Origin of the sequence: Streptomyces sp. NBC_01384 (genome assembly GCF_045040035.1) — a bacterium.
In the GTDB taxonomy this organism is placed as follows: Bacteria; Actinomycetota; Actinomycetes; order Streptomycetales; family Streptomycetaceae; genus Streptomyces.
The window spans coordinates 8,400,132-8,425,774 of sequence record NZ_CP109559.1; the positions used below are offsets into that span (position 1 = coordinate 8,400,132).

The following is a 25,643-nucleotide window of genomic DNA, read 5'->3' on the forward strand; positions in this document are numbered from 1 at the left end:
ATGACAGTCAGAACGGTATGACGGATTCCCGATCGCCGTCCGGCAGAGGACGATGGAGAGGGCACGACCCGACCCGGGACCGCCCCCTACTACGTCTGAGCAGTGGAGCGCCGTGAAACGCCTGCAGTGGCCGAGCTGGATGCCGATCGACCCATACATCCTGCTGTTGCTCGGGACGGTGGGCCTCGCGGCCCTGTTCCCGGCGCGGGGCACGGGCGCCGACATCGCGTCGGGCGCGTCCACGGCCGCGATCGCCTTCCTCTTCTTCCTCTACGGGGCCCGTCTCTCCACCCGTGAGGCGGTCGAGGGGCTCAAGCACTGGCGACTCCACGTCACGGTCCTGGCCTGCACCTTCGTCGTCTTTCCGCTGCTCGGCCTCGCCGCCCGCGGACTCGAACCGGTGTTCCTGACGCACAACCTCTACACCGGCCTGCTCTTCCTCACGCTCGTCCCGTCGACCATCCAGTCGTCGATCGCCTTCACCTCCATGGCGCGCGGCAATGTGCCCGCCGCGATCTGCGCCGGTTCCTTCTCCTCGCTCGTGGGCATCGTCGTCACCCCGCTGCTCGCGGCGGCGCTGCTGGGCAACAGCGGCGGCGGCTTCTCCACGGACTCGCTGGTCAAGATCGTGCTCCAGCTGCTGGTGCCGTTCATGGCCGGGCAACTGCTGCGTTGGTGCGGAGTCAAAAAGGGCCGCGCGCAGCGCGTCGTGCAGGGCGGTGGTGGGCGACGGGAGGGCGGCTTCATCACGCGCCACAAGAAGGTCCTCGGGTACGTCGACCGCGGCTCGATCCTCCTCGTCGTCTACGCGGCGTTCAGCGAGGGCATGGTGCAGGGCATATGGCACCAGGTGAGCCCGGTGCGGCTGGCCGTGCTGCTGCTCGTCGAGGCCGTGCTGCTCGCGGTGATGCTGGCGCTCACCTGGTACGGCGGGAAGGCGCTGCGCTTCAACCGGGAGGACCGCATCGCGATCCAGTTCGCCGGGTCGAAGAAGTCCCTCGCCTCCGGGCTCCCCATGGCCGGCGTGCTGTTCGGCGCGCACGCCTCGCTCGCCGTGCTGCCGCTGATGCTCTTCCACCAGATGCAGCTGATGGTGTGCGCGGTGATCGCCAAGCGCCGGGCCCGCGATCCCGAGGCGGTCACGACCCCGGTCCCGCCAGTCTCAGCGTCACGAATCGCGGTCGGTACAGTGCCACGTTCCGACTGAGGTTCGTCTGCGCCGAGACGCCGCCCGTCGTGTCCAGCCAGTTGACGTCATAGCTGAGCACGAGCCGGTCGCCGTCGCTCAGCGCCGTGTGCACCTGCGGGTTGTACGCGGCCACCTGCCCCTGCGGCAGGGGCGGGCTGAAGCTCCGGGTGGGCCCGTGCCAGGGACCCGTCGGCGCGCACGCCCAGTACGACGTGATCGTCGTCAGGCCCGCGGTGCCCGCCGCCATCGTGAACAGGACGTACGTCCCGTCGTCCCGCACCACGGTGAACGCGCTGCCCACGCCCGTGCGCTGTCCGTCCCCGAGCACCGGCTTCGGCCGCACCCGCACCGCCCACCGCGCGCCGTCCCAGTACTCCCAGGCCGCCGGTTCCCCGAGCCGGCCGCGCGGCACCCGCGCCACGTACGCCTGCGAGGCCGGGCGGGAGGCGGCCTGGCCGTCGTCGCCCCCGAAGACGTACGTCCACGCGCCCGCGTCGACCGTCGAGGTGCCGAACAGCACCCGCCGGGAGGGGTCCGCGACGGAACTCTGGTCCAGGACCGTGGCGATGCCTTCGAGCCGCAGGTCGGGCAGCGAGAGCGTGGCGACCTCGGTGGACGTGGGCACACCGTAGATCCAAGGGGCCTGGCCCGTCGTACGGGTCCACAGCAGGACGCGTACGACCTGTTCGGTCGAGCCGGGGGAGCGGGGCTCGACGCGGGCGGCGACCGGCCAGCGCCACCGCTGGGGCCCCGGGTCCGGGAACACGGGCCCGGGCAGGGTAGTCTCCAGGCGGCCCGCCTGCGACATCACGACGGCCGAGTTGCGTACCAGGGGCGCGCTCGTGTCGCGCCAGACGTACGACTCACCGACCGGGTTCGGCGGGGCGTGCACCTGGCCCAGATACGTGTCCGAGAACAGCCACAGCACCCGCCCGTCCGGCAGCCGCACCGAGTGGGTGCCGTCGCCGCCGGTCCAGTCGTCGGTGCGGGCCGCGTCGTCGCCGTACCGCGCGAACTCGCCCGTGAGGCGCCCGTCCGCGCTCCAAGACCGGAGCGTACGCGCCGTGCACGTGCCGCCGCTCTCCCTGTCGTGGTCCGGGAGGGCGGTGAGCAGCACGGCCGCGCAGACCAGGGCGAGCAGGAAGCCGAGGCCGGCCCCGGTCTGCCGCCGTCGTCGTCGTGCTCGTGCGTCGTCGGGCACGGACGGGACGTTAGTGACCGCCGCGTACTTGGTCCATGGGGACATACAGGACGGTGTCCCGGGTCGCGTCCCGGGAGGGCGTGGCGGTCGGCTCGCCATCCGGCGCGCGAGGCGAACGACACGCTCCTCTCCCCGCTCTCCGCGGCCGAACGGGAGCAGTTCACGGGCTTGTTGATCCGGATTTCCGGTACGGACGGCCAGGGCGGGCTAACGTTCCGTCATGACCGCACCCGAAACCGAACCCCGACTCGCCCTCGACCCCGCACGCACCGCCCTGGTGCTCGTGGATCTGATGGAGCGCATCGTCGGGCTGCCCGTGGCACCCCGCAAGGGCACCGAAGTCCTCGCCACCGCCGAGGAGTTGGCGGCCGCCTTCCGCAAGGTGGGGGCGCTCGTCGTGCTCGTCCGGGTCGAACGGCCGGGGCTGCCCGAGCAGCCGCCCGGCAGCGGACTCGTCGCCGGGCTCGCGGCGGAGGGCGACCTCGAGGTCGTGAAGCGGACCATCGGCGGGTTCCAGGGCACCGGCCTGGACGAGCGGCTGCGCGCACAGGGCATCTCCACCTTGGTGTTCGGCGGGATCGCCACCAACCTCGGCGTCGAGTCCACCGCCCGCGCCGCCTGCGATCTCGGCTACGACCTCGTCTTCGCCGAGGACGCGATGGCCGCCCTCACCGCGCCCGAACACGAGGCTTCCGTCCGCCTCGACTTCCCACGGCTCGGCACGGTCGTGACCGCCGCGCAGGTGCACTTCAGCGCGGGCTGAGGCGCCGAGGGGGCAGGGGATCGCGCGCGGTCACACCAGTACCGTGCCGCCGTCCACGACGACGGTCGAACCGGTGCTGAACCGGCCGCGCATCAGATACAGGTACGCCTCCGCCACATCCTCGGGCTCGCCGATCCGCCCGACCGGCAGTGACCGCGCGGCGGACGCGAACAGGCCCTCGCGGTCGGCCTCCGGCAGCTCCCGCCACAGTTCGGTGCGGACCACGCCGGGGGAGACCACGTTGACCCGGATCGGCGCCAGCTCCAGTGCCAGTGCGCGGGTGAGGGACTCCATCGCCCCGCACAGACCGGCCGCCACGGTCGTGCCCGGCATCGGACGCCGGCCCGCGGTGCCCGTGGTGAGCACGACGGAACCGCCCTTCCTGATCGACGGGGCGCCGTACTTGACCACCGCGTACGCACCCCAGAACCGGGTGTCCAGGAAGCGCCGGGCCCGGTCGATGTCCGTACTCGCCAGCTCCTCCAGCAGCAGCGCCTCCCCGGCGGTGAACACCAGGTGGTCGAAGTCCCCGATCCGTCCGAAGAAGCCGCGCACCCCGTCCTCGTCCGTCACGTCGAGCACATGCCCCTCGGCTCCCTCCGGCAGCCGCCGCAGCGCGCCGTCCACGGCCGCCCGCCGGCGCGAGGCGACCACCACGTCCGCCCCCTCCCGTGCGGCGGCCTCCGCGACCGCGAGCCCGATGCCCGCCGTGCCGCCGATGACCACGACCCGCTGTCCGTGCAGACTCATGTCCGTTCTCCTTCCGTGCTTGCCTGACGTGTTTCAGCCTGCTCCCGAGGGGAGCCCGCCGTCCAAGACCTCTTTCGGCGGTGGCGATACTCTGAAGGCATCGCCACCGCGACGCGGGACGACGACGGAAGGGGCGGCCATGGACCTCGACCTGAGGAAGGTCCGCTACTTCGTGGCGGTCGCCGAGCTGCTCCACTTCGGCCGCGCTGCGGAGAGGCTGCACATCGCGCAGCCGGTCCTGAGCCGTCAGATCCGGGCCCTGGAGAAGGACATGGGCGCACCGCTCTTCGAACGCGACAGTCATGGCGTGACACTGACTGCGGCCGGGCGTCAACTCCTCGACGACGCCCAGCAGTTGCTTGCTGCCGCGGACGCCACCAGGCGCCGGGTGCGCCGGGCCGCCGGCGGACCGCGTCGGCTGGTCGTCGGCTTCCGGGCCGGTGTCGTCGCGACCCGCGCCCTGCGCGCCTTCGGCGCCGCCCACCCGGACGTCGAGGTGCACGCCCGCCGCGTCATGGGGGCACCTCCCGCTCGAGCGTAGTCGAGAGTGGGGGAGGGACGACCAGGAGCGGCTGATCCTCGACGGAACCGTCGACCTCGCCTACGTACGCCGCCCGATCCGCGAGCAGGGCCTCAAGCTGCTGCCGCTGTTCAGCGAGGCGCGCGTGGCGATGCTGCCCGCCGACCACCGGCTCGCGGGCAAACCGGAACTCGCCCTGGCCGACCTGGCGGACGAACCGCGCCTGAGGTACGCCGACCCCGGTCCCGGCGAGCTGCCGATCCGCACCATCGAGGAGAAGTTCGAGTGCGTGGCGAGCGGGTCCGGCATCACCCTCGTACCGGAGTCCGTCGCCGAGCAGTACTCGCGCCCGGACATCACCTACGTACCGGTGCCGGACGCGGAGCGCGACGAGGTGCTGCTCGCCTGGGAGGCGAGCCGGCGCTCGCCCCTGATCAGCGCTTTCGCCCCGCTCGCCCCCCTCGCCGACCCGGCGCGGGCCGAGGAGGCGTGAGCCGAGGAGACACGGGCCGAGGAGGCGTGAGCCCGGCCGTGGCGGGTTGAGGCGGGGCCCCTACGGCGCAGGGGGCGCTCCCCGCCGGTCGGGGCCCCGCCGCCGTGTCGCGGGGAGCCGGTCAGCCCTGGGCGGCCGCGGCACGCAGAGCGATGCGGTGCTCGCCCGCGTACACGTTCATGGACGGGCCGCGCAGGAATCCCACCAGGGTCAGCCCGGTCTCGGCGGCCAGGTCCACCGCCAGCGAGGACGGCGCCGAGACCGCCGCGAGCACCGGGATGCCCGCCATGACCGCCTTCTGCGCCAGCTCGAAGGAGGCCCGCCCCGACACCAGCAGGATGGTCCGGGAGAGCGGGAGGTCGCCGCGTTGCAGGGCGCGCCCGACCAGCTTGTCGACCGCGTTGTGCCGGCCCACGTCCTCCCGTACGTCGAGCAGTTCCCCGTCCTCCGTGAACAGGGCCGCCGCGTGCAGACCCCCGGTCCGGTCGAAGACCCGCTGGGCCGCGCGCAGCCGGTCGGGGAGGCCGGCGAGGAGTGCGGGCTCCAGCCGGACCGGGGGAGTGTCGGCGCCGTCGTCGATGGTCCAGCGCGCGGTCGTACGGACCGAGTCCAGGCTGGCCTTGCCGCACAGGCCGCAGGACGAGGTCGTGTAGACGTTGCGCTCCAGGGTGATGTCGGGGATCACGACGCCGGGCGCCGTCCGTACATCCACCACGTTGTACGTGTTGGAGCCTCCCCCACCCGTCGCGCCCGCGCAGTACACGATGTTCTGCAGCTCGTCGGCCCTGCCGAGTACCCCCTCGCTGACGAGGAAGCCCGCCGCGAGCGCGAAGTCGTCGCCCGGGGTCCGCATGGTGATCGCGAGCGGCTTCCCGTTGAGGCGGATCTCCAGGGGTTCCTCGACGACGAGCGTGTCCGGGCGGGTGGAGATGGCCCCGTCCCGGATGCGGATCACCTTGCGTCGTTCCGTGACTCGTCCCATGTCCTGATCAGCCCCGGTTCTGTACGTGCTGGTAGCCGAAGCGGCCCTTGATGCAAAGATTGCCGTGGGTCACCGGGTTGTCGTGCGGGAAGGTGACCTTCACGATCTCATTGTCCTGCACGTGCAGGGTGAGGTTGCAGCCCACTCCGCAGTACGCGCACACCGTGGTCGTCCCGGTCTGTGCCGACTCGTCCCAGGTACCCGCCGTCCGCATGTCGAACTCCGACTTGAACGACAGTGCCCCCGTCGGACAGACCTCGATGCAGTTGCCGCAGTACACACAGGCCGAGTCGGTCAGCGGGGCGTCGTGCTCGACGGCGATCCGGGCGTCGAAACCGCGCCCGGAGACCGTCGATGTCCTCGCGGGCCTCACCGGGCGGAGTCACCGCCGCGCGTACGCGCGGCACGCGGCGCCCGGTCGAGGGTACCGAGGAACTGTCGAACGCTGTCCAGAATGTGTCGACGAAATATTGTCTACAGTATGGAGTTGGAGCAGCAAGACTTCGCGCAGCACCTGAACCAGACGCGCCGGTCCGACCGTTCGTCGCGCCGTGGATACCGCTCACCGCATACCGTCGTCGAGTTGGCGTCGAACGGCTTCACAACCGGGCAACCGCTTCCTATCGTCCGGGATCATGAGTCCTCCTGTCGCACCCCCCGGCTGGAGCCGCTGGCTCGTCCCGCCCGCCGCCCTGTCGGTCCACCTCTCCATCGGCCAGGCCTACGCCTGGAGCGTCTTCAAACCGCCGCTCGAATCCGCGCTCGGCCTCAGCGGCACCCAGAGCGCGCTCCCGTTCCAGCTCGGCATCGTCATGCTCGGTCTGTCCGCCGCGTTCGGCGGCACGCTCGTCGAGCGCAACGGACCGCGCTGGGCGATGACCGTCGCCCTGGTCTGCTTCTCCACCGGCTTCCTGATCGCCTCGCTCGGCGCCGCCACCGAGCAGTACTGGCTGATCGTCTTCGGCTACGGCTTCGTCGGCGGGATCGGTCTCGGCATCGGCTACATCTCGCCGGTCTCGACCTTGATCAAGTGGTTCCCGGACAGGCCCGGCATGGCCACCGGCATCGCGATCATGGGCTTCGGCGGCGGTGCGCTGATCGCCTCGCCGTGGTCCGCGCAGATGCTGAAGTCCTTCGGTTCCGACTCCTCCGGCATCGCGCTCGCCTTCCTCGTGCACGGGCTGTCGTACGCCGTCTTCATGACGCTCGGCGTGTTGCTGGTGCGGGTGCCGCGCGGTGACAAGCCGCCGGTGAAGGCCGCGCCCGGGCCGCTCGACGGGGTGCAGGTGTCCGCGAACAGCGCCGTGCGCACCCCGCAGTTCTGGTGCCTGTGGGTCGTGCTCTGCATGAACGTGACCGCGGGCATCGGCATCCTGGAGAAGGCCGCCCCGATGATCACGGACTTCTTCGCGGACACCTCCACCCCGGTGTCGGTCTCCGCCGCGGCGGGCTTCGTGGCGCTGCTTTCGGCCGCGAACATGGCAGGGCGGATCGGCTGGTCCTCCACCTCCGACCTGATCGGCCGCAAGAACATCTACCGTGTCTACCTCGGCGTCGGCGCGATCATGTACCTGCTGATCTCGCGGTTCGGGGACTCCTCCAAGCCTCTGTTCATCATCTGCGCGCTGGTGATCCTCTCCTTCTACGGCGGCGGCTTCGCGACCATCCCCGCCTACCTCAGAGACCTCTTCGGCACCTACCAGGTCGGCGCCATCCACGGCCGGCTGCTCACGGCCTGGTCCACGGCCGGCGTCCTCGGTCCGCTGATCGTCAACTGGATCGCGGACCGGCAGAAGGAGGCGGGCAAGCACGGCGCGGCGCTCTATGACACCTCGTTCCTGATCATGATCGGGCTGCTGGTCGTCGGGTTCGTCGCCAATGAGCTGGTGCGACCCGTCCATGCCCGCCACCACATCCCCGCCCCGAGGGAGGCCGCCGATGACGACTCCGTCCAGCCCCAGCAGTCCGCCTAGCCGCCGGGGGCTCATCGCCTTCGCCTGGCTGTGGGTGGGCGCGCCCCTGTGCTACGGCCTGTACGAGCTCGTCCTCAAGGCCAAGCAGCTGTTCACGGGGTGAGGCCCGGGCGGGCGTGCCGACGTTGTCAGGGCGTCCAAGGGTCTGACAGAAGCCGACAAGCCTGACGCCGCTTTCCTGTGGCAACACCTGCCGTCGTACCCGTGAGTCACTGATCAGACTGGAGGATCCCGCTACCCAGGCAACGAGGGGACCCCCCAATGAACGGCTCACGCATCGCGGCCGTCGGCCACTACCAGCCCGCCAAGGTACTCACCAATGAGGACCTGGCGGGTCTGGTCGACACCAGTGACGAGTGGATCAAGAGCCGGGTGGGCATCCGCACGCGCCACATCGCCGGGCCCGACGAGCCCGTCGACGAGCTGGCCGCGCACGCCGCCGCCAAGGCGCTCGCGTCGGCGGGGCTCACCTCGGCCGACATCGACCTGGTCCTTGTCGCCACCTCCACGGCGATCGACCGCTCCCCGAACATGGCCGCCCGGGTCGCCGCCCGCCTCGGCATCCCGTCCCCGGCCGCCATGGACGTCAACGTGGTCTGCGCGGGCTTCACGCACGCGCTCGCCACCGCCGACCACGCCGTGCGCGCCGGTGCGGCCACCCGGACCCTGGTCATCGGCGCGGACAAGATGTCCGAGGTGACGGACTGGAGCGACCGTACGACCTGTGTCCTGGTCGGGGACGGGGCGGGGGCCGCGGTGGTCGAGGCCGCCGCCCCGGGTACCGAGCCCGGCATCGGGCCGGTGCTGTGGGGATCGGTGCCCGAGATGGGGCACGCCGTGCGCATCGAGGGCACGCCCCCGCGGTTCGCGCAGGAGGGGCAGAGCGTCTACCGCTGGGCGACGACGCGGCTCCCGGCGATCGCCCGGCAGGCCTGCGAGCGGGCCGGGCTCGCGCCCGAGGATCTCGCCGCGGTCGTCCTGCACCAGGCGAACCTGCGCATCATCGAACCCCTCGCCGCGAAGATCGGCGCCGTGAACGCCGTCGTCGCCCGCGATGTCGTCGACTCCGGGAACACCTCCGCCGCCAGCATCCCGCTCGCCTTCTCGAAGCTCGTCGAACGCGGCGAGATCAGCACCGGCGACCCGGTGCTCCTCTTCGGCTTCGGCGGGAACCTCTCGTACGCGGGACAGGTCGTCCGCTGCCCCTGACGTGCATGGACGACGGGGTTGTGACGAGCCCGACTCTCCCTGGGCCTGGCCATGGTGCGCCGTAGACTGTAGACGAAAGACAATCGATACTGTCTTTTGATACGTCCACGTGCTTTCTGGTGACTGTGGCGGGATGGCTCGGCAGGAGGGGACCGCGATGTTGTCGACAGGACTGCCGCCGGGGGCGGTGCCCAAGCTCGAACGGCCCGGTCCGCTGCGCGACCGCGTCTACGAGGCGCTGCTCGAACTCATCACGACCCGCGCCCTCCAGCCGGGCCAGCACCTCGTCGAGAGCGAGCTCGCCGGGCATCTCGGGGTCTCCCGGCAGCCGGTGCGCGAGGCGCTGCAGCGGCTGAACACGGAGGGGTGGGTCGATCTGCGGCCCGCCCAGGGTGCGTTCGTGCACGAGCCGACGGAGGAGGAGGCGGACCAGCTCCTCACGGTCCGTACGCTCCTGGAGGCCGAGGCCGCCCGGCTCGCCGCCGCCAACGCGGGCACCGCCGGCATCACCGCGCTCGAGGAACTGTGCGCCGAGGGCGAGCGCGCGGTCGCCGCCGACGACGTGGACGGCGCGGTCGCGATGAACGCCCGCTTCCACGCGAAGATCATGGAGCTCGCGGGCAACACGGTCCTCGCCGAACTGGCCGCGCAGGTCGACCGCCGGGTCCGCTGGTACTACACGCCGGTCGCCCGACAGCGCGGCCGGCAGTCCTGGATCGAGCACCGCGACCTCATCGCGGCGATCGCCGACCGCGACGAGCCGCGCGCCACCCAGGTCATGCGCGCGCACACGGAGCACACGCGCAAGACGTACCACGAGCGCGACAAGTAGCCCCGCGTCACCTGGGTGACTCCGCGTCACCTGGGTGAACCTGCGTCACCTGGGTGAATCCCGCTCGGCCAGGCGGGCCTCGACGGCCAGCATGGTCACCAACAGCGCCACCAGGGCGACGAGTTCGGCGAGCGCCGCCAGATGGATGCCCAGGAGCGCGGTCGCCAGGGCGATCGGTACGGTCGCGGCCCGGTAGGTCAGGGGCGACAGCCGTATGACCGCGCGGAACGCCACGTCCCCGGCGAGGAACAGCGCCACCCCGCCCGCGACCGCGACGGCGGGGCCGGTGTGCAGCTGCTCCGTGAGGTGCCCCAGGGACTTCTTCACGCCCGCCGCGAGATAGGCGATGCCTAGCAGCATGGGCAGGAAGGCGTAGTAGTACGCGTTCATCGCGAGCCGCCAGCGGCGGTCCTGCGGGGTCGCGGCGAACACGGCCTCCGCGTGGTCCTCGTCGCGCACGAAGTACGTCCACCACAGCGCGCTCGCCAGCGCGAGGGCCAGGAAAGCCCCGCCGAACACATTGGCCGTGAACGGCAGATTGCCGATGCCGATGCCGATCGCGATGACGGACTCGCCGAACGCGACGATCAGCAGCAGCCCGTGCCGCTCCACGAAGTGCGCCGGGTCGAGTCCGCCCAACTGGGCGCGCAGAAAGGCGGCTTCGCGCCCGTTCCGGCGGCGCGGACCGTGCTCGGCCAGGAACGGCGTGACGAACTGCAGCACCAGCGCGAGCAGCCACAGCCCGTCCGCGGGGAGCCCGTCGAACAGCCCCGCGGCCGTCACCGACAGCGCGGCGAGGGAGTTCGGCACCGCGTACCAGATGACGTCCCGGCCGTGGCTGCGGGTGTAGAGCGTGCTGTGCACGAGGACGACGGCCAGGAAGCCGAGGCCGAAGACGACCCCGCCGTCGTCGAAGGCGCGCGGGATGGCCAGCGCGCAGACCAGGAACGCGGCCATCCCCAGCATCAGCAGGATGCGGCGGGACGGGCGGTCGGGCGGCACCTGGTTGGTGAGGTACGCGTACGCGCCGTACATCCAGAACAGCACGACGAAGATCAGCGCGACGCGGCCCGCCGTCACGAACGACAGGTCGGCGGTCAGCATCACGGTGAGCTGGGTGAGCGTGAAGACGAAGACCAGGTCGAAGAAGAGCTCCAGGGTGCTGACCCTGCGTCCGGGCTCTTCCGCTGCCGTGGGGCCTGGTGCGTCCGCCACGGTGCGTCCTGGACCGTCTCCCGCGGTAGGTCCCGGTCCGTTCCCTGGCGAGCGTCCTGCTCCGTCCCCCGCCGTGCTGCCCGGCCCGTCCACTGCCGTGTTCATCGTGTTCCCCCCTGAGGCGATCGGTGTGCAGATCGTATGGGGGTCGCTGCCTCCGGCTGTAGGCGCTGATGACGGGCGGCAATGTGGGGTACGTCTTCACGGAGCGGCCCACGCGACAACCGTCCTCCGAGCCGGTACTGAGGGTCCAAGGCCTGGCCCGTGCGGGCGGGCGAGTCCGAGCCGCTCGATCTCGATCTCACGGCCGGCTCTCAGCCGCCCTGCCCGCCGAACACCCCCATCTCCCCGAAGTCAGCGCGGCCCTCGCCGCCTTCGACGAACCCCGCTTACCGCAACCCGATGGTCCAGCAGGACAACGCCCCGAGCGCCACGGATCCCGGGCAGTCGCTGGCGCACGCGAAGAAGCGCTGCACCGCCTACCCGCGCTTCGTCGTCCAGCGCTCGCTGTTCGACGAGTTTCTCACCGCCTGCCTCCCTGCCGTCCGCACCCTGCGCGTCGGTCACCCGCTGGCGGTCGAGAACCCCGAAGACCCCTACCCCGTAATGGACTTCGGCCCCGTGATCAACGCGGCGAAGGCGAAGGAGCTGCACGACCAGGTCGCCGAGGCCATCGACCGTGGCGCCGTCCCGCTGCACCGCGGCAAGCCGGCCGAGGCGCGCTTCCTGCCCGGCCAGGACACGGCGGCGTACGTCCAACCGGTCACGCTCCTCAACCCGCCGCCGTCCTCACCGCTGCACCACGCGGAGCCCTTCGGCCCGGTCGACACCATCGTCCTGGTCGACACCGAGGCGGAGCTGCCGGCCGCGATGAACGCGTCGAACGGTGCGCTGGTGGCCACGCTGTCCACGGACGACGAGGCGACGTACGCACGACTGGCGCCGCGGATCCGCGCGTTCAAGGTCGGCCGCGGCAAGCCCCGCTCCCGCGGTGACCGCGACGAGCTCTTCGGCGGCCTCGGCGCTTCCTGGCGCGGCGCCTTCGTCGGTGGCGAGCTGCTCGTGCGCGCCGTCACCCAGGGGCCGGCGGGGGAGCGGCTACCGGGCAACTTCCCCGAGTACCAGCTCGTTCCGTGAGGCGGGAGTGGGCGGTACCCGCTTCAGGGCGCCGCCTGCTCTTTCGTACTTCTGCGATGATCTCGTCCACCAGCCAGCGGGCGACACCCGGTGGGTAGGGCTGGGGCAGGCCGAGTACGACATGGTTCATGCCGATGTCGATGAGGTCGGCGACCGTGGCGCGGGTGGCGGCGGGGTCGTCGTAGGAGACGATGACCTGTACGGAGCGGGTGATCTCCCGTGGATCCCGCCCGATGTCGGCGCAGTGGGCGTCCAGTACCCGGCCGCGCTCGGCGATGAACTCGATGCTGTGGTGCAGCGGCCCGGGGATGTTCCAGATGTCGGCCCGCTCGGCGATGAGCCGCAGCAGTCGCGTCCCCCAACCGCCGATCAACAGCGGAGGCCCCGGCCTCTGCACCGGCTTGGGCTCGTTCCGCGTGCCACGGAGCCGGTAGTGGCGCCCCTCGAAGTCGAATACGTCCTGCGTCCACATCCGGCGCAGGATCTCGACCGTCTCGCCGAGCCGGGCGATCCCCTCGCCCGGCGGGACGAGGGGGAGCCCGTACGCCTCGTACTCGGCGATCGCCGGATTCTCGTCGGCGATCCCGCCCGCGCCGGGCGGCTGGTGGGTGCCGCCGACGCCGATCCCCATGACGAGCCGCCCGCCGGAGATCACGTCCACCGTCGAGGCGATCTTCCCGAGGACGGCGGGCGGGCGGATGCGGTTGCTGGTGACGAGGAGGCCGAGCCGCAGTCGCTCGGTCTGGGCGGCCAGGGCGGCGAGCAGGGTCCAGCTCTCATGGGCCTGGCCGTCCTTGGGCCCCCGCAGCGGAAGCAGATGATCCCAGAGCCAGGCGTCCTCGATCTCGGGCAGGGCGTCGGCCTCCTGCCAGACGCGGCGGATGTCCTCGTAGGAGACGTGCATGGGGGTGGTCTTGATACCGAAGTGCACGCGGTGATCGGTCATGTCGATCAGCGTAGCCAATCGTCAGGGTGACTGACAATCAGCTTTGGGTACAGTTCCCGCATGACCGATGAGCAACCTCCTGTAGCGTCAGCGCCCTCCGTACCTCCCGTGCCGCTGGAGTCCCGGCTCGGCTATCTGCTCAAGCACGCTCAGCAGCGACTGGCGCGGGCGTCGGCCGAGGCGCTGGCGCCGTTCGGGATCGACGGGCACGAACTCGCGGTGCTGGCGGTGCTCGCCGCCGAGTACCCGCTGTCGCAGGTCGAGGTGGCCGGACGGCTCGGGGTCGACCGCACCACGATGGTGGCCCTCGTCGACGGCCTGGAGGACCACGGGCTGGTCGAGCGGCGCCGCAGCCCGCAGGACCGGCGCAAGAACATCGTGGAGCTGACGGCCGCCGGGCGGGACTGTCTCGACCGGGCCGAGCGGGCGCGCCGGGCGATGGAGCGCCGCTTCCTCGCGCCACTGGACGAGGCGGCGGCGGCCGCGCTCGTACGGGCCCTGCAGATTCTGGTGGTGGAGGAGCGTCAGGTCATGGAGTGATGGTGCAGGTCTGGACTTGTCGGCTCTTCGGCTCTTCGGCTCTTCGCTCTGGAGGTCTGCAGGTCGGCCTGTGTGTCGCCGGATTCGCCTTTCGGGGCCGGCGACTGGCGGACCCGCCATGACGGGCCGAAACGTGCCCCTGCGGACCCTTGGTGGTCGTCGAGTCACACGCGGTAAGTTGCCGGGTGTCCCCTCGTTCGGCCTCGCGCAGCCACTCCCGCGACCCGGATATGCAGGTGAAAGGCACTCTGAAACCTTGGTATTGTTGTCCATGTCGCCGCGGGGAACACCCCCGGTCAGGGGACAGACACCTAGTCCGGGTGGCGGAATGGCAGACGCGCTAGCTTGAGGTGCTAGTGCCCTTTATCGGGCGTGGGGGTTCAAGTCCCCCCTCGGACACTCGCTATAGCGATACGCGGACGAGGGCCTCGACCTAACGGTCGCGGCCCTACCTGCGTATTCGTAACTGATCGTGATCCCAAAAACTTCATAAAGCGGGCTCTTCTTCTCTGCGTCGACGGCCTGCACGCGCTGTGCGATGTCTCCGAGTCTCCCAGTGATCTCCCGGATCTGGTCGGCGCTGAGAGGTGTCAATCCCCTCGCAGCGTGGAGACGATCTATGCGGCCAGTCCCTCGGCGAGGGTGGCCCGGTACTCGCGTTCGTAGTCGATCGGGCTCTTCTTCCTGGATGCCATGACCCCCAACTATCCCTCCGGTCACGGTCTCCACAGTAGGAGGGGAGATGCAAGCGATCGTTCCTCCTGCAGCGGGCACAACCCGCAATGAACGGCCTGATCGACGGCTCGCTGTCTACACTGGCCCCGATCTTCGCCGTAGCGTTCGCCACTCAGCAGCCGCGTTACGCGTTCTTCGCCGGACTGGCCACCGCCATCGGCGCCGGTGTCAGCATGGCCTTCTCCGAAGGCCTGTCCGACACCGGAGACCTGACCGGCCGCGGCAACCCCTACCTACGCGGAGCCATCACCGGGGCGGGCACCTTCCTCGGCGGAGTGCTGCACACCCTGCCCTTCCTCATCCCGCAATACCGCCTCGCGCTGGCCGTGGCACTGGTCACGATCACCCTCGAACTGGTGACCCTGGCCTGGATCCGCTGGCGCTTCTTCAAGACGGGGTTCCTTCGCTCGTTCGTCTCGATCGCGATCGGCGGTGCGGTCATCGCCGGCGTCAGCGCCGCGCTCGGCGCCGCCGGCTGATCCCGCTCGCGGCCATGCGCGTCACTTCTCGATGTCCAGCACCGCCATCATGCCCTGGTCCTCGTGGTTGAGGATGTGGCAGTGCAGGACGGTCTTGCCGGTGTAGTCCTTGAAACGGATCCGGATGACGAGCCGCCCGTGGGCGGAAACGTTCGCGACGTCCTGCAGGCCGTGGCCCTGGTGCGGACGGCCGTTGATGTTCATCAACTGGAAGTGATCGGTGTGCACGTGGAAGGAGTGTTCCTCGTCGCTTTCGTTGACCACGGTCCACTCCTCGACCGTGTTCAGTTTGGCCCGCAGGTCCACCCGGTTCGGGTCGAACTGCTTGCCGTTGATGTAGAACTTGGTGCCGGCCTTGTTCTCGGAGAAAACGACGGTGCGCCGCACGGCGATCTTTTCGTGGCTCAGATCCACCGTCGGCGCGAAGGACGAGCCGGGCAGCGTCGCCGGTCGCGCGGAAGGCCCTGCGGAGACCAGGGTGGCCAAGGTCGCCTGCGGGAAGGAATTGCCGCCCGGTCCGGTCTGGTACGGGAGTGTCTGCAGCTCGGTGTGGCCGACCGGACCACCCTGTACGAGCACGTCGAAGCGGGCCCCGGCCGCAAGGAGCAGCGAGTCGGCCGTCCAGATGCGGTCGACGGGTGTCCCGTCGTGCGCGATCACATGGAACTTCTGGCCCTGCAGGCGGACCTTGTAATAGATGTTGGCGCTGATGTTGGCCAGCCGCCACAACTGGGTCTCACCCGGCCGGATGCGGATGACCGGGTTCAGCTGGCCGTTGACGGTGCGATGGGTGGGCGCACCGATGTGCAGACCCTGGGTCTTGATCGCATCGCCCTGGGTCTGGAAGTCCTTGAGAGTGATGACGTGTTCGGTGATGTGGCGCAGGTTCGCCGGAAGGTACTGCTGCAGGCCGTCGACGATGAGGATGCCCGACATGCCACCGGCGACCTGCGGCGCGGAGGCGTGGTGGGGGTGCGGGTGGTACCAGTAGGTGCCGGCTCGCAGCGTCTTGGGGAACTGGAAGGAGTAGTGGTACGTCTCGCCCGGATGGATGTGGAGGAAGATGTTGTCGGCGTCGCTGCTCGGTGACACATGGAGACCGTGCACATGCATGTTGGTCTCCTCGTTGAGCGTGTTCTTCAGGGCCAGTTCCATCTTGTCCCCCGGCCGGATCCGCAGCGTGGGCGGCATGTAGCTGCCGTTGTAGGTGAGTGCCCACAACGCGTGGCCGCCGAGGTTCACGCGCCGTCTCTCCACGACGATGTCCGCCCGCAGCAGTCCGTCGTGACTGACCAGTTGCGCCGGTTCCCGGAGAGGAGCACCCGCAGCGAACGAGGGCTCGGGCGACGGCGATGACGTCATTGACGACGACTCGGACAGGGCGCTGGTGCAGCCGCTCGTCAGGGCGCCGAAGGCAAGGATCAGCGCCATGGTGATGCGAGGCATCGTGGAACGGGATCGCATGAAGCCTCCACTGATGGACATCCAGATTTCGCGTAGTTGAACACCACGAAACCCCCAGGGGCCGCCCCCCACGCCCTGGCTGGACCGTTCGAGCGACGCTCTGCGCCCCGATGCCACCCCGCAGCAGCTACCTGCGGCGTGCATGGAGAGTCATGTGCGAGCACCTCGGACTCCAGCGACACAGGGGGCCAGGTGCGCGCCCGCCGGCCGCCAGGCAGGAACGTCGATCCGTTCCCGGGATGCGATTGGCGTACAGGGCTTCTTTCGGGGACAGCGGGCCCGTCCGGCCAGGGCCGGGCTTGTCGTATCTCGTGGCCAGGGCACGATGGCGCTTGAGGCGATTGATCCCGTACTCGACGGCATGGTGTTCGCGGCGGTCGGTCTTCCAGGCCGCTGTGGTTCCGCGGCCTTGACGTCACTGCATGTTCTGCATGTGCGGGTGCTCGTAGGAAGCCGCGCAAACGTACAGCTGCAGGCTGTAGCTGCGGCCGATGTTGAGGTGGGTGGCGTTGGCCGGGCCGAGGGAGTGCAGGCCGGTGTAGCCGGCGTCCTCCACCGGTCGCCAGCTCCCGCTGCCGCCGTCCCACTCGCTGCCGTCGATGGTGAGCAGCGGCCGGACGCCGGAGCCGCAATCGGTGCAGGCCATGGGGAACGGGTCCGAGAAGCTCCACGGAGCGTAGCCGCCGACCTTGCAGCCTGGGGCAACGCCGAGGTCGTACTGGTAGTTGAAGTCGTGCCGGTCTTCCCAGGCTTCGATCCGCTCCGCCAGTTCCTCGCGCAGCTCGTGCGGGGCCGGATACTCGGTGACCGTCTCGGGGTGCAGCAGGCATGGTTCGGGCAGGTAGTCGTCGTTACCGATCACCGCCGGCTGCGGGGCGGCGCCGAGTGGGTCGGTGACGTCGGCGGCCGTCCTCCAGCGCAGCTCGGTCCGGGGCAGGTAGTCCTCGTCGTGGTCGAACGGACACCACAGCAGCTGCAGCAGATCAGCGCCGTCCGGGCGCGGCAGATCGGGTACGTCTGCGGCGTAGAGCTGGGCCACTGGCACCATCGGGACCGGGCCGTCCAGGGGTATCCGCGAGTTATTGCTGGCGCGGTCCACTGCTGTGCGCTCTTGCACGCTCAACAGCTCGGCACCTTCGTCCCTGGGGCGGCGCCACGCCTCGGCGAGAATGCCGCGCCCCAGCCGTACATCCTCAGGTGAAACGCCGAGTTGCCACGGACCACCGTGCTCCGGACAGGTGGGCCACGGTTCACGTGCGGGCCACAGCATCGGACCGCCGATCGAACTGTCGGTCGGCGCCGGGGCACCGGCCCGAGGGTGCAGCCGTACAGCGGTGCGAGCCATTGGCGCGAGCTCGGGGAAGTGAACGGTGACATCGACCGGGCGAGGCGGGGTGGTGCGCATGTGCGAGAGGATATGCCCCACCAGCGACCTCGCCCGTGCGCTGGTCCGGGCAGAAGACGCACCCCGCATCTCGAGGCGAGGACGTAGGCCCTCTCGGCCCAGAGTTCTGGGAGTCTGCGGGGCACGAGGTGCTGCTCTGGCAGTCTGATGCCGTGGATGATCTCGTTGGTATGCAGAAGCCGCTCCGCCGTCTGACGGAAGCCGCTGAAGCGGTTGCGGAGCTGGAGCGCGCTGTGCCGGCCTTTGCCGCACTCCGCTTCGCGGTACCAGTGGACCTCGACTGGTCAAAGCTGGAAGCGAAGTTGGGCCTGGCCTTGCCCGCCGACTACAAGCTGCTCTGTGAGTTGTTTCCGACGTTCGAACTCGGCCATTTCATGGCCTTCGGAGGGCCTGACCCCGGCCATGAGCATCTCTGGCTGAAGGGCGCACGCGAGGAGCTTGAAGTCATCGACGAGTGGCTCGGGTACGCCGACCTGACCGTCCCCATGCACACGTATCCCGCGCCGGGCGGCCTGCTGCCGTGGTCGACGTCGAACGAGGGTGACATCTTCCTGTGGAGCACCGGTGGGGAGGGGCCGGAGGAGTGGACGGTCACGGTTGCCTCGCGCAACGGCGCATGGTGGCACTACGAGGGCGGGGTGGCCCAGTTCATGGCGGACCTGGTCGGCGGCAGGCTGGAGCTGTGGGGGCTACCGCCGGTGAGCTGCGAAGTCAATGCCCGATGAGGAGTCGGCGGAGGCGGCAGGTCGCAGCTGAGCGATACGGCAATGCCGACGAAGCGGGGAAGTACGTCGACGGCTTCAAGCTCCCGTGTCTCGGCAAGTGGTACGAGGGGTATTGACGGACCTCGCCGACACCTTAAGATCGCTGCTGCTCGAAGTACCGATCACTGTGCGAAATATCGAACAAGGTCGGTTGGCGGCTTCGACGGGCTGCCCTATTCCGGCCGGTACGCAACGCAACGGTCTATCACAAAGGAATGAGCCGCATGCCTGCAGAATCCGGAGTGCCGCGCAGAACCGTCCTCACCGTCCTGGGTGCCGCCTCCCTCGCCGGGACCTTCGCCGCCGCTCCCGCCGGGGCCGCTGAACTCACCGGCACAGCCCCAAGCGCCACTGCCGCGGACCTCCCCGCCGCAGCCGCCCACTGGACCTTCGACGAAGGCTCCGGCACCTCCGCCGCAGACTCCTCCGGCAACGGTCGCACCGCGGCGCTCCAGGGCGCGGCCGGCTGGGACACCGGCAAGGCCGGCACCCACAGCCTGAGCCTCAAGGCAGGCGGCAACGCCACGGCGTCCGGGCCGGCCCTCGACACCTCCCAGGCATTCTCGGTGGGCGCCTGGGTCAACCTCGCTCAACTCGGCGGCTATCAGACCGCCGTCAGCATCGACGGCAAGGTCGTCAGCGCCTTCTATCTGGGGCTGCGCGACGACACCGGCACCTTCGCCTTCGCCCGGCTCGACTCGGACGCCACGCAGAGTGCCGCGGTGGCGGCCGCCGCCTCAACGCCCACCACCGACACCTGGACCCACCTGGTCGGCGTCAGCGACCCGACCGCCGGCGTCATTCGCCTCTACGTCAACGGCGTACTCGAAGGTGAAACCGCCTACACCGCGGGCTGGGCCGGCAGCGGCGACACCGCCATCGGCCGCGCGCTCTACGGCGGCGGGCAGGTCGACCAGTGGCACGGCCTGATCGACGACGTGTGGATGTTCCCGTCCGTCCTCACCTCCGACCAGATAGCGACACTGGCCGGCGTCCCGGTGGAGACCACGACGCCACTGCTGAGCGTGGACGTCGGCACCCCCGCGCATGCCGTGTCGCCGATCCTTCCGGGCCTGATGTTCGAGGACATCAACCACTCCGGCGAGGGCGGCATCTACGCAGAGCTGGTGCAGAACCGCTCGATGATGGCCAGCGACACGTCGCCCGTCCACTGGTCCGCCGTCGGCGGGACGACCCTCGCCCTCGACACCGCCACCCCGCTCAACGCCGCGCTCAACCGTTCCCTCAAGGTGGTGCTGGCCGGCAGCACCGGCGCTGGAAACCGAGCCGGCGTCGCCAACGACGGCTTCTGGGGCATACCCGTGCAGCCCGGAACCACTTACACCGCCCGGCTGTTCGCCAAGGCGTCGCGACGCATCGGCCCGCTCACGGTGGCCATCGAGTCGGCGGACGGCGCGACGGTGTACGCCTCCGCCCACGTGGCCCACATCGGCACCGCCTTCCCCGGCCGCCCGTTCGAGCTGACCCTGCGCACCGGTTCCGGCATCCCCGTGGTCGGTGACGCAAGACTGACCGTCACCACGGCCGACCCTGAGGCCGCGGGCGAGACCCTGTGGCTTCAGCACGTGTCCCTCTTCCCGCCCACGTACAACAACCGGCCCAACGGCCTGCGCATCGACCTGATGGACAAACTGGTCGCTCTGAAGCCGAAGTTCCTGCGCTTCCCCGGCGGAAACTTCGTCGAGGGCAACACCATTGCCACACGGTTCAACTGGAAGAACACCATCGGTCGGGTCTGGGAGCGCCCCGGCCACATGGACGACGCCTGGGGCTACTGGTCCACGGACGGCCTCGGACTCCTCGAATACCTGGAATGGGTCGAGGACATGCACGCCCAACCGGTCCTCGCCGTCTACGCCGGCTTCTCGCTCAAGGGCGAACACGTCACCGGCGATGCGCTGGAGCCGTTCGTCCAGGACGCGCTCGACGAGATCGAGTACGTCACCGGTCCTGTCACCGGCACCTGGGGCGCACGACGTGCCGCCGACGGACATCCCGAGCCGTTCCCGCTGGAGTTCGTGGAGATCGGCAACGAGGACTGGCTCGACTCCTCGGGGTCGTACAACGAGCGGTTCGCGGCCTTCCATGACGCGATCAAGGAGAAGTACCCGCATCTGAAGCTGATCGCCACGTCGTCGGTGACGAGCCGCACGCCGGACCTGATCGACGAGCACTACTATCTCGCGCCGTCCGCCGCCCAGGCCTCCACCCACAAGTACGACAACCGGGAGCGCAATTCGACGAAGGTGTTCGTCGGTGAGTGGGCCGCGCAGGAGGGCCGCCCCACACCCGACCTCAACGCGGCGCTCGGCGACGCCGCTTGGCTGGCCGGTCTGATCCGCAACTCGGACCAGGTCCTCATGGAGTGCTACGCGCCGCTCTTCTCACATGTCAAGGACAACGTCTGGGCGACCAACCTGATCGCCTACGACAATCTGACCAGCTACGTGTCGCCCAGCTACTGGGCGCAGCACATGCTGACGAGCAGGCTCGGCGACACGGTGCTGCCGGCCACCGCACGTGCGCTGCCCGGCCTCGCCACCGTGGCCACCCGCTCCGGGAACCGCCTCTACCTCGCGGTCGTCAACTGCGGGACGGAGAAGGCGCAAGTGCCGGTCGAGCTGAAGGGGCTGGCCAAGGGGGTCAAGCGGCATGCCACCGCGACGGTTCTGACCGGCCCCTCGCGCGCCACAACCAACACGCTGACGGACCCCGACACGTTGGTGCCCAGGACGAGCACCGTGACCGGCGCGGCAGCGTCCTTCACCAGCACCGTGCCGCCGCTCTCGGTCACCGTACTGGAACTCGTCCTGTTCTGATCGGTCACTGCCCGACGCCCCTGTGTCTTGGCGCACGTCGGTTTCAGAAACACAGCTCGCCTTGCGCCACCACGACCGTATCGTCAGCGGCCGACTCGCCCCTCGGACACAACCACAACCACTGACGATACGCAGATGAGGGCCTCGACCTTACGGTCGCGGTCCTCGTTGCGTTTTCGTAACTGATGGTGATGCCCAGGGCCTCGTAGAGCGGACCTTTCTTCTCGGTGTCGGCTGTGCGGATGTGCTGTGCGATGTCTCCAAGACTCTCAGTGATCTCGCGGATCTGCTGGGCGTCGAGTGGGGGTTCCTTCTTCCGGGTGACGGCGGGGAGCGCGTCGAGTTTCTCCCGCGCCGCCTGCTTGTCTCTCTGCGCGTTGTTGATCCATTGGGTGACGACGGTGGGGTCGACTCCGGCTTCGAGGGCTGCTTGGTAGCGGGCGAGTCGGCGTTCGCAGTCCTTGATCGCCTGGCGGGTTTGGGCCTGTTCGGGTGTGTGGGTTTCTGCGGTGCTTGCGGCGGCGCTGGCGTGGGTGAGTGCTGTGATGGTGGCGGTGAGCCGGTCGGGGGCGAAGGCGCGGGCGATCCACTGGTCCAGGGCCTGGCACACGATGTCTTCGCGCAGGTTGACGGGTCCGCGGGTGGTCGAGCCCGGGGTGGAGTGCGGCTTCCTGTTCCTCCGCTGCACGACGGGCGCGCTGACACCGGCGGCGACCTGGTTGTACGACACGGGCCGGCGCAACGGCCGGTGGGCCTCGGTCACTCCGAAGTCCGACTCCGCGGCAGCCCTCTCCTGGTACGTGCGGAAAACCGCGACCACCACCGCTGCGAGCCGGACGCTCGTCATCGACACGGCGGACGGCACGCCGCGCTGGCCGACAGCCGGCACGATGTACGGGCGGGAGGCGGTCCACGACCCGTCCCGCAATCGGCTCGTGGCCATCGAGCAGGCCGACTACCGCGACGGGGTGTGGTACCAGCTGGCCGGCTACGACCTGGCCGACGGCACCCGGACCGTGCTCGACGAGCGGGTCAACGCGCTCCGTACCGATCTGGCGGTCGGCGAGATGAAGAGCGGCGGCACCGAGTACGCGGTCGCCGAAGCCACCCTCGACGACAACCTCTACATCAACGCGGCAACGGTACGCGGACTGCGCGGTGACGGCGGGACGGAACTCTGGTCGTCCACGGTGAAGGCGGCCAGCTGAAAGACACCAATGACGAAGGCGACATGGCCGCCCGGGCATCCAGTAGGAACGGGGGCTCTGCGCGATGCGGACTCAGCCGCCGTCACGGTGGTTCCGTGGCCGCGGTTATGGTGCCCCCGGCTGCCCGGCCGGGGCTGCACAGCATGGGTGCCCAGGCTGTTACGGCGGCCGCGAGGTCGTCTCCGCACGTCCTGCCTGGGCGGGGCCGGGCCGCGGTGGCGAGGACGACCCGGTCGGGACGGAGCAGGACGGCACCTGCGGTGCCCATCCAGTGGACCAGGGCGGTTGTGCCCGGTTCGGCACCGAGGTCGGCGCCGCCTGTGCCGGGCTCCGGTCGCCGGGGGTTTCGCAACTGGACGACGCGGGCGTCCAGCGCTCGCACCAGCGCGTGCAGGGCGGGGCTGAGCGGCGCGGTGGCCAGGAGCGCGAAGTCCTCGCCGAGCAGGTCGTCCAGCGGGCGCGGGGTGCCGTCGGTGCCGGGGACCAGGGGCTGGGGGCACAGGGTCCCGGGGCGCGGGTGGCCGAGGCGGCGGCGGGAGCTGACCAGGGGGCCCGGCTTCAGCGGCGGGCTGACGACGGACAGCACGAGATCGGCGGCGCCCGGCAGGCGGGCGATGGCGGGCAGGACGGCATTGCGGGCCAGCGCGGTGCCCGTTCCACCCCCGGTCATGAGGACGCCGACGCCCACGGCGGTGCGGATCAGCTGCCGTGCGTGGCGGTGGCGTTCGGCTTGGTAGCTGTTCAGCAGGGCCTCGTTCGCGCGGCCGGTGAGGACACGGGCGAGTTTCCAGGCGAGGTTCTGGGCGTCACGCAGACCCGAGCCCATGCCCTGGCCGATGAAGGGCGGCGTGAGGTGGGCGGCGTCGCCGAGCAGGAAGATGCGGCCCTTGCGCCAGTGGTCGGCGACCTGGGCGCGGAAGGTGTAGAAGGCGGTGCGCAGGACGTGCAGTTCGTCCTCGGAGATGCCCGGCGTCCAGGGGGCGATCAGCTCGAGCAGACGCTTGCGGTCGGTGAGTTCCTCCGGCTGCTCGTCGGCGCGCAGGCGGAACTCCCAGCGGTAGCGGTCCTCGGCGACGCGCATGTAGGTGGCCGCGCGCTGCGGATCGCATACCTGGTGGACGCCGTCCCAGGCGGGCAGCGGCCGGTGGCAGCGGACGTCGACGACCAGCCACTGCTGGGCGGTGGCGAGGTCCTGCATCCGGGAGCCGATGGAGGCGCGGACCAGGCTGTTGGCGCCGTCGCATCCCAGGACCGCGTCGGCCAGGAGTGTGTGGGAGCCACCGGTGTCCTCGTCCCGGAAGGAGACCTCCACCGGGGCGCCGCTGTGCGGGGGCGGGGTCACGGCGGTGACCTCGATGCCTCCGCGCAGCGTCACCAAGGGGTGGTTTGTGAGGTTGTCCCGGAGCAGCTGCTCGAGTTCGGGCTGGTCGAACATGTTGGCCTGGGGAAAGCCGTGCGGGCCGCACGGGTTGTCGCGCAGGAACTCGGCCAGCACCCGGTGGGAGCCGTCCAGCAGCCGCATACCGCGGGCGGGGCGGCTGATTTCGCTGAACGTCTCATGGATGCCCACGGCCTGGAGGATGCGGTGCACCTCGTCGTCCAGGTGGACGGCGCGCGGCAGTGGATACGGGGCGCGGTGGCGCTCCAGGACCAGGGTGGGCACGCCGTGGCGGGCGAGGAGGGTCGCGGCGGTCAGCCCGGTGGGCCCGGCACCGATCACCGCGACGGGCACGTGCTCAGGGGCGGGGGCGGTCACTTGCTCAGGGCTTTCATCAGGCCCAGCAGACGGGCGCGGTCGATTTCGTTGTCCTCGCGCAGCGCGGAGATCGCCTGGAGGAGCATGCCCGGCGAGGGGGTGGTGCCGAGGAAGTCCCGGGTGGCCGGCGGGCCCCACTGGGCCAGGCCGGAGGCGGACATGGCGGCCCAACCGGGTTCCAGCGTGTTGTCGAAGATGTCGCCGTCGGTGAAGTGCTCCAGCATGAAGCGGTCGGGATCGCGCCAGTAGTCGAAGATCTGGCTGCCCTGGATGTGTCGGCCGATGCCCCAGGAGCGGCGGTAGCCGCGCTCGCGCAGGTACTCGCCGCCGGCGGCCAGCGTGTCCAGGTCGGTGACCTGGTAGGCGGAGTGGACGTAGCCGGTGTCGGGGCCCAGGTGCATGGCCAGGGTGTGGTGGTCGGCCGGTTCACTGCCGCGGTCGCAGCGGATGAAGGCCATGGTGGGGCCGCGGTCGCGCTGCCCGTCCAGGTAGAGGAAGTCGCTGACGATCAGTCCCAGGTGCTCGAGGTACCAGTCCAGGGCGCGGTGGAAGACCCGGGTGGAGAGCACGACGTGGCCCAGGCGCTGCACCTGGGCGGGCTTGCGGGGCGGGCGCTGGGTGGCGTTGACCCGGGCGGCGGCGGTAGTGGTGCCCGTGTTGAGGACGAGGGGTTGTTGCAGCGGCTGTGCGGGCTCCTCGGTGACGCCGTGTACGACGCGGACCGGGATGCCGGAGGGGTCGAGCAGGTCCACGGCGCGGCCGCCGCCGTACTCGGTGAGGGGCCGGACCTCATGTCCGGTGGCGCGGGCCAGCCGGTCGAGGTCGGCGGCGTCGGCGGCCTGGAAGGCGGGGCCGATGAACCGGGAGGCGGGGCCGCGGCGGATCACCAGGCAGTGGGTGCCGGCCATGGCGCCGCGCAGATAGACGGCGTCATCGGTACGGGCGGCGGTGGTGAAGCCGAAGTCGTGGGCGAAGGTCTCGGCGCGGTCCAGGTCGGGCTTGGTGAACTCGAGCCAGGCCAGGTCGACCACCTTGATGACGGGCTGGGTCGCGCGGCCGGGGTGTTCCCCGCGCAGGGCGCCCTGTTCGCTGTGCAGGCCCTGGTGGGCGTCGGCGTCGGCGTCGGCGGCGGCGGCGGCGGGGGTCGGGGTTGGGTCGTTCATGGCGTGTCCCATCGGTGGCTCTCCGTAACGGCGATGGTGCGAGGTTGTCGCGAGGTCCAAGAGGCGAGTGCGGCGTGGG

General features: G+C 70.2%; 21 protein-coding genes, 1 tRNA gene and 3 pseudogenes. 14 read left to right on the plus strand and 11 right to left on the minus strand.

Annotated features, from left to right (window positions below):
- Positions 1-139 precede the first annotated feature (139 nt).
- Entirely contained in the window at positions 140-1,207 is a 1,068-nt protein-coding gene (locus OG747_RS38630) for a bile acid:sodium symporter family protein (RefSeq protein ID WP_405885929.1), read from the plus strand.
- Here OG747_RS38630 and OG747_RS38635 read toward each other — a convergent pair.
- Positions 1,140-2,390 carry a hypothetical protein gene (locus OG747_RS38635; RefSeq protein WP_405885931.1) on the minus strand — a complete coding sequence of 417 codons (1,251 nt, stop codon included), beginning with the start codon at positions 2,388-2,390 and terminating at the stop codon, positions 1,140-1,142. The two genes, OG747_RS38630 and OG747_RS38635, sit on opposite strands and share 68 nt — an antisense overlap.
- Before the next feature lie 220 nt (positions 2,391-2,610).
- Here OG747_RS38635 and OG747_RS38640 point away from each other — a divergent pair, with 220 nt between their 5' ends.
- Positions 2,611-3,153, plus strand: coding sequence for an isochorismatase family protein (locus OG747_RS38640; protein WP_405883993.1), 543 nt, complete (start codon positions 2,611-2,613; stop codon positions 3,151-3,153).
- Positions 3,154-3,183: 30 nt separating this feature from the next.
- Here OG747_RS38640 and OG747_RS38645 read toward each other — a convergent pair whose 3' ends face one another.
- Positions 3,184-3,903: an SDR family oxidoreductase gene (locus OG747_RS38645; RefSeq protein ID WP_405883994.1), complete on the minus strand. Its 720-nt coding sequence runs from the start codon at positions 3,901-3,903 to the stop codon at positions 3,184-3,186.
- A gap of 139 nt (positions 3,904-4,042) precedes the next feature.
- Here OG747_RS38645 and OG747_RS38650 point away from each other — a divergent pair.
- Positions 4,043-4,916: pseudogene (locus tag OG747_RS38650) on the plus strand (LysR family transcriptional regulator).
- A 121-nt stretch (positions 4,917-5,037) separates the two neighbouring features.
- On the opposite strand, the gene fdhD reads toward OG747_RS38650, so the two are convergent.
- A complete protein-coding gene (gene fdhD / locus OG747_RS38655) occupies positions 5,038-5,898 on the minus strand; it encodes a formate dehydrogenase accessory sulfurtransferase FdhD (RefSeq protein WP_405883995.1) in 861 nt (286 codons plus the stop codon).
- A 7-nt stretch (positions 5,899-5,905) separates the two neighbouring features.
- A pseudogene (locus OG747_RS38660) lies at positions 5,906-6,250 on the minus strand (4Fe-4S binding protein); the annotation flags it as partial.
- A 283-nt stretch (positions 6,251-6,533) separates the two neighbouring features.
- Here OG747_RS38660 and OG747_RS38665 point away from each other — a divergent pair.
- From OG747_RS38665 to OG747_RS38680, 4 genes are all read left to right on the plus strand, one after another.
- A complete protein-coding gene (locus OG747_RS38665; protein ID WP_405883996.1) occupies positions 6,534-7,871 on the plus strand; it encodes an OFA family MFS transporter in 1,338 nt (445 codons plus the stop codon).
- Positions 7,837-7,974, plus strand: a complete 138-nt coding sequence (locus OG747_RS38670) for a hypothetical protein (protein ID WP_405883997.1) — start codon at positions 7,837-7,839, stop codon at positions 7,972-7,974. The genes OG747_RS38665 and OG747_RS38670 overlap by 35 nt, the downstream gene beginning before the upstream one ends.
- A gap of 158 nt (positions 7,975-8,132) precedes the next feature.
- Positions 8,133-9,080, plus strand: a complete 948-nt coding sequence (locus OG747_RS38675) for a beta-ketoacyl-ACP synthase III (RefSeq protein ID WP_405883998.1) — start codon at positions 8,133-8,135, stop codon at positions 9,078-9,080.
- 157 nt (positions 9,081-9,237) lie between these two features.
- Positions 9,238-9,912 (plus strand): GntR family transcriptional regulator, encoded by a 675-nt coding sequence (locus OG747_RS38680; protein WP_405883999.1) that lies wholly within the window; start codon positions 9,238-9,240, stop codon positions 9,910-9,912.
- Between the two features lie 45 nt (positions 9,913-9,957).
- On the opposite strand, the gene OG747_RS38685 is transcribed toward OG747_RS38680, so the two are convergent.
- Complete coding sequence (locus OG747_RS38685; protein WP_405884000.1) at positions 9,958-11,127, minus strand: low temperature requirement protein A; 1,170 nt, start codon at positions 11,125-11,127, stop codon at positions 9,958-9,960.
- 456 nt (positions 11,128-11,583) lie between these two features.
- Between OG747_RS38685 and OG747_RS38690 the strand changes: the two are divergent.
- A pseudogene (locus tag OG747_RS38690) lies at positions 11,584-12,264 on the plus strand (aldehyde dehydrogenase family protein); the annotation flags it as partial.
- Here OG747_RS38690 and OG747_RS38695 read toward each other — a convergent pair.
- The gene (locus OG747_RS38695; protein ID WP_405884001.1) at positions 12,200-13,210 is read right to left on the minus strand and encodes an LLM class flavin-dependent oxidoreductase; all 1,011 of its coding nucleotides are present in this window, start codon (positions 13,208-13,210) and stop codon (positions 12,200-12,202) included. The pseudogene OG747_RS38690 and the gene OG747_RS38695 overlap by 65 nt on opposite strands.
- Before the next feature lie 60 nt (positions 13,211-13,270).
- Here OG747_RS38695 and OG747_RS38700 point away from each other — a divergent pair, with 60 nt between their 5' ends.
- From OG747_RS38700 to OG747_RS38710, 3 genes are all read left to right on the plus strand, one after another.
- Positions 13,271-13,750 (plus strand): MarR family winged helix-turn-helix transcriptional regulator, encoded by a 480-nt coding sequence (locus OG747_RS38700; protein WP_405884002.1) that lies wholly within the window; start codon positions 13,271-13,273, stop codon positions 13,748-13,750.
- 314 nt (positions 13,751-14,064) lie between these two features.
- Positions 14,065-14,149, plus strand: a tRNA-Leu gene (locus OG747_RS38705).
- A 383-nt stretch (positions 14,150-14,532) separates the two neighbouring features.
- Positions 14,533-14,964: a hypothetical protein gene (locus tag OG747_RS38710; protein WP_405884003.1), complete on the plus strand. Its 432-nt coding sequence runs from the start codon at positions 14,533-14,535 to the stop codon at positions 14,962-14,964.
- Between the two features lie 21 nt (positions 14,965-14,985).
- Here the strand turns inward: OG747_RS38710 and OG747_RS38715 are convergent, their stop codons facing one another.
- Together OG747_RS38715 and OG747_RS38720 are read right to left on the minus strand one after the other, a co-directional pair.
- Positions 14,986-16,428, minus strand: coding sequence for a multicopper oxidase family protein (locus OG747_RS38715; protein ID WP_405884004.1), 1,443 nt, complete (start codon positions 16,426-16,428; stop codon positions 14,986-14,988).
- A gap of 415 nt (positions 16,429-16,843) precedes the next feature.
- On the minus strand, positions 16,844-17,551 hold the full coding sequence (locus OG747_RS38720; RefSeq protein WP_405884005.1) for a hypothetical protein: 708 nt from the start codon (positions 17,549-17,551) through the stop codon (positions 16,844-16,846).
- A 410-nt stretch (positions 17,552-17,961) separates the two neighbouring features.
- Here OG747_RS38720 and OG747_RS38725 point away from each other — a divergent pair, with 410 nt between their 5' ends.
- On the plus strand, positions 17,962-18,558 hold the full coding sequence (locus tag OG747_RS38725; protein ID WP_405884006.1) for an SMI1/KNR4 family protein: 597 nt from the start codon (positions 17,962-17,964) through the stop codon (positions 18,556-18,558).
- A gap of 263 nt (positions 18,559-18,821) precedes the next feature.
- Positions 18,822-21,437 carry a LamG-like jellyroll fold domain-containing protein gene (locus OG747_RS38730; protein ID WP_405884007.1) on the plus strand — a complete coding sequence of 872 codons (2,616 nt, stop codon included), beginning with the start codon at positions 18,822-18,824 and terminating at the stop codon, positions 21,435-21,437.
- 43 nt (positions 21,438-21,480) lie between these two features.
- Here the strand turns inward: OG747_RS38730 and OG747_RS38735 are convergent, their stop codons facing one another.
- Entirely contained in the window at positions 21,481-22,047 is a 567-nt protein-coding gene (locus tag OG747_RS38735; RefSeq protein ID WP_405884008.1) for a hypothetical protein, read from the minus strand.
- A gap of 31 nt (positions 22,048-22,078) precedes the next feature.
- Here OG747_RS38735 and OG747_RS38740 point away from each other — a divergent pair, with 31 nt between their 5' ends.
- Positions 22,079-22,645, plus strand: a complete 567-nt coding sequence (locus tag OG747_RS38740) for a hypothetical protein (protein WP_405884009.1) — start codon at positions 22,079-22,081, stop codon at positions 22,643-22,645.
- Positions 22,646-22,727: 82 nt separating this feature from the next.
- On the opposite strand, the gene OG747_RS38745 is transcribed toward OG747_RS38740, so the two are convergent.
- A complete protein-coding gene (locus OG747_RS38745) occupies positions 22,728-24,401 on the minus strand; it encodes a bifunctional 3-(3-hydroxy-phenyl)propionate/3-hydroxycinnamic acid hydroxylase (protein WP_405884010.1) in 1,674 nt (557 codons plus the stop codon).
- Positions 24,398-25,564, minus strand: coding sequence for a VOC family protein (locus OG747_RS38750; RefSeq protein ID WP_405884011.1), 1,167 nt, complete (start codon positions 25,562-25,564; stop codon positions 24,398-24,400). Before OG747_RS38750 ends, OG747_RS38745 begins: the two co-directional genes overlap by 4 nt.
- Positions 25,565-25,643: the final 79 nt, after the last annotated feature.